At 38.7% G+C, this 3,714-nt stretch carries 4 protein-coding genes; all 4 read left to right on the top strand.

Features of this window, described 5'->3' with window-relative positions; all coding sequences use genetic code 11:
- Nucleotides 1-336 precede the first annotated feature (336 nt).
- The 4 genes from H5300_RS25885 (at nt 337) to H5300_RS25870 (ending at nt 3,456) form a co-directional block, all read left to right on the top strand.
- Nucleotides 337-1,191 carry a tagatose bisphosphate family class II aldolase gene (locus H5300_RS25885; RefSeq protein ID WP_182797278.1) on the top strand — a complete coding sequence of 285 codons (855 nt, stop codon included), beginning with the start codon at nt 337-339 and terminating at the stop codon, nt 1,189-1,191.
- Nucleotides 1,192-1,288: 97 nt separating this feature from the next.
- On the top strand, nt 1,289-2,251 hold the full coding sequence (locus H5300_RS25880) for a sugar kinase (RefSeq protein WP_182797277.1): 963 nt from the start codon (nt 1,289-1,291) through the stop codon (nt 2,249-2,251).
- Nucleotides 2,241-2,891: a bifunctional 4-hydroxy-2-oxoglutarate aldolase/2-dehydro-3-deoxy-phosphogluconate aldolase gene (locus tag H5300_RS25875; protein ID WP_182797276.1), complete on the top strand. Its 651-nt coding sequence runs from the start codon at nt 2,241-2,243 to the stop codon at nt 2,889-2,891. The genes H5300_RS25880 and H5300_RS25875 overlap by 11 nt, the downstream gene beginning before the upstream one ends.
- Nucleotides 2,881-3,456, top strand: a complete 576-nt coding sequence (locus H5300_RS25870) for a DJ-1/PfpI family protein (RefSeq protein ID WP_220503585.1) — start codon at nt 2,881-2,883, stop codon at nt 3,454-3,456. Before H5300_RS25875 ends, H5300_RS25870 begins: the two co-directional genes overlap by 11 nt.
- Nucleotides 3,457-3,714 lie beyond the last annotated feature (258 nt).

Raw genomic sequence — 3,714 nt, 5'->3', positions numbered from 1 at the left:
TATTGTATTCCGCCCAGTTAGTAATCTTCTTTTTCGCTTTGCCCATGTCACCACCGTTCTAATCATCGCAAAGGATCAGATCGCAGATCTTGGAAAAGGTTCAACTGATTTAGGCAACAACGCCCTTTTTATGCATAAAGATTAACATAACAAGCAATGAAAGGTTTCGAAAGTTCATTTTGCGCATGTTATGGGATTTAATCTTACCTAATTGCTTTCATTTGCTTTCATTTGCTTTCGTTAATTTTTCATTCTGTGATCTTGCTCATCTTATTTATGTTTTCTTTCGAATAATATAACAACGAAAGTAAACGAAGAATTTAACTTGAGGTTATTATGTTTCTTGTATCATCCCGTGAAATGCTCCACAAAGCGCAGTTGGGTGGTTATGCCGTTCCTGCATTTAATATCCATAATTTAGAAACGGCTCAGGTCGTTGTTGAAACTGCTGCAGAAATGCAAACACCAGTTATTCTTGCTGGTACTCCCGGAACATTTTCTTATGCCGGAACTGATTACCTAATCGGTATTTGTAAAGAAGCCGCAAAACGTTACCACATGCCTATTGCACTGCATTTAGATCACCATGAATCGTATTCTGATATTCAGAAAAAAGTAGAAGCAGGGATTAAATCAGCAATGATTGATGGTTCTCATTTAAGCTTTGATAAGAACATCGATCTCGTTCGTAAAGTAGTTCAATTTTGTCATCGTTGGGACTGTTCAGTAGAAGCTGAATTAGGTCGTTTAGGTGGACAGGAAGACGATTTAATTGTTGATGAAAAAGATGCAATGTATACAGACCCAGACGCAGCGGTTGAATTTATTAAAGCGACGGGTATTGATTCCCTCGCTATTGCTATCGGTACCGCACATGGATTGTATAAAGAAAAACCGTGTTTAGATTTTGACCGACTAGGAATTATTCGCGGTAAAACTGGCGTACCTTTAGTATTACATGGTGCATCAGATGTGCCCGATGAAGATGTACGTCGTTGTATTGAATTAGGTATTACTAAAGTAAATGTGGCGACAGAGCTAAAAATTGCTTTTTCAGATGCGGTGAAATCTTACTTTATCGAAAACCCGGGGGCGAATGATCCTCGTCATTACATTATCCCGGGTAAAGAAGCTATGAAAAAAGTCGTTCAAGATAAAATTCGAGTGTGTGGCAGTGAAGGGAAGCTGTAATACGAGTTTTGTTCCATTTTAGCCTTATATGGTTTTGCCGCATTGATTTAATCAAACCCTCTAATTGAATCAATGCGGCTTTTTTTTAGGTTATTGTATGAAAAAGACGAAAATTGCCATTATTGGCGAATGCATGATTGAACTCAGTGGGAATACGTTCTCTACACAAACTCAATCTTTTGGTGGTGATACGCTTAATACTGCGGTTTACCTCTCTCGCTTACTTCCACATGTTTCCCCTTATTATCTAACGGCGTTAGGTCAAGATCAGTACAGTTCCTTGATGCTAAAAGCGTGGGAAAAAGAAAATATAGATTGTTCGCTGGTATTGCGAGATCAAGAGCGCCTCCCCGGTCTATATAGCATAAATATTGATGATGAAGGTGAACGTGGTTTTCATTATTGGCGAGACAATTCGGCTGCAAAGTATATGTGTCAGCACCTTTTATTTATGCCTAATATCGCCAAAATTATGGATGCAGACATTATCTATTTATCTGGTATTTCATTGGCTATTTTACCGACTCATGACCGTGAAATTTTATTCGACGTATTAGCGACATTAAAAAAACATGGTGCAACGATTATTACGGATTCTAATTATCGTCCAAGATTATGGAAAAATAATCTGGATGCAAAGTTTTGGTTAGATAATTTATACCGATTAAGTGATATCGCTTTAGTGACAGGAGATGATGAAGAATTACTCCTTGATAAACCGAATATGCTAGAAAAAGAAGTCGCGGATCGACTGCATGCACTAGGGGTGGGGCATTTGGTCGTGAAGCTCGGCGCTAAAGGTGCGATGTGGTCAACTCTTGAGGGAAAATCCGGCTATGTTGATGGGGAGTCAGTCGATAAGCTTGTTGATACGACAGCTGCTGGGGATTCATTTAATGCGGCTTATATTGCGGCATACAGTCAAGGTGCGTCCATGGCTGAAAGCTGCGTTTGGGGTAATCGCCTTGCATCTCAAGTCATTCAGCACAAAGGAGCCATTATTCCTATGGACTACTTACAAACACTAATTACAGATATGGGACAGATTAATGAAAAATAATTTATGGATAGAAACGTTAAGAGCACTTCGTGTTATGCCTGTGATTCAAATTGAGAATGCAGAAGATGCAGTGCCGTTAGCTAAAGTGTTAGTTGAAAATGGATTACCTGCTGCTGAAATTACCTTTAGAACTGAAGCGGCAGAAGAGTCAATTCGTTGTATTCGTCAAGCGTATCCAGATATAGTGTTATGTGCAGGAACCGTATTAACCAAAGAACAAGCGCAGCTGGCAACAGAAGCCGGTGCTGATTTTGTGGTTAGTCCAGGATTTAATCCAAATACCGTTCAATATTGTTTAGATAATGATATTAAAATCATTCCAGGGGTTAATAGTCCAAGCTTAGTAGAACAAGCATTAGAGATGGGGTTATCTGCATTAAAGTTCTTCCCTGCAGAAGCTTCAGGCGGTTTGAATATGTTGAAGTCATTAACGGGACCTTATGGAAATATTCAGCTCATGCCTACGGGTGGAGTGAATCCAAATAATCTACTTAGTTACTTAGCCATTCCTCAAGTTATTGCTTGTGGTGGTACATGGATTGCTCCAACTGAAGCGGTTCGAAATCATGATTGGGACATTATTGCTAAAAATGTACGTGAAACTTGTTCTTTAGTGATGGGTAATGAAGATGGAAAATAATCAAATGACAAAGCACGTAGGGGTATTGCTTGCAGATGGTTTTGAAGAGGGAGAAGCGATTGTTTTTATCGACATAATGCGTCGCTTAGATATCAAAGTTGATGTGCTCTCTTGCATGGAAACGACGGCGTTAAAAACCTATTTTGAAACACGAATATCTGCGGATTATACGCTAAAAGACAAAAAAGATGTTCTCTATGATGCAGTTATGATGCCTGGAGGGCCTAAAGGAACGGATAACTTATCTGCAAATTCGATGGTTATTGATTTTCTAAAGCATCATATAGAGAAAGACAAATACATATGTGCGTTATGTTCATCTGGAGCTAAGGTACTAGCCGCTAATCACCTTCTTAATGGACGAAACTACACGACCGGTGGTGGACTGGAAAAGAAATTTACTGATGGTTGTTTCCAAGATAAGAAAGTGGTTGTTGATCGAAAGTTCATTAGTGGTAAAGGTCTTGGCGTAAGCTTTGAGTTTGCTTTTACTGTAGCTAAGCATCTTTTGTCTGATAATGTTGAAAAAGTAGAGTGGCAAGCACAGCACATTTATTTTGAATAAACGTGGGCTAATTATTTCTATCATGGAGGTGAGTAGGTTTCAATAACTGCAACTTATCTCAAAACTTAAATCTGACTCTGTATCGTATACATAGTGCGATACTTAATGAATACTTTCCATAGAAAGACCACAAGTACAAGGGCGCGAATATACTTTGTTAATCTGATGTAAAAAGAACTTTTTCCCTGTAATCTTTATTCCATGCGGCTTGGTTCATCTTTCTTGGTACAGACAAGTTACCCTCTGATTTTCTAAATA

Origin of the sequence: Vibrio sp. SG41-7 (assembly GCF_014164465.1) — a bacterium.
GTDB lineage: Bacteria > Pseudomonadota > Gammaproteobacteria > Enterobacterales > Vibrionaceae > Vibrio > Vibrio splendidus.
Note: the sequence above shows the minus strand (reverse complement) of the source record. Positions and strands in the feature narration are given on the sequence as shown.

Coding starts and splice junctions, on each gene's coding strand:
- H5300_RS25885 (WP_182797278.1), top strand. CDS start 337: ATGTTTCTTGTATCATCCCGTGAAATGCTCCACAAAGCGCAGTTGGGT.
- H5300_RS25875 (WP_182797276.1), top strand. CDS start 2,241: ATGAAAAATAATTTATGGATAGAAACGTTAAGAGCACTTCGTGTTATG.
- H5300_RS25870 (WP_220503585.1), top strand. CDS start 2,881: ATGGAAAATAATCAAATGACAAAGCACGTAGGGGTATTGCTTGCAGAT.
- H5300_RS25880 (WP_182797277.1), top strand. CDS start 1,289: ATGAAAAAGACGAAAATTGCCATTATTGGCGAATGCATGATTGAACTC.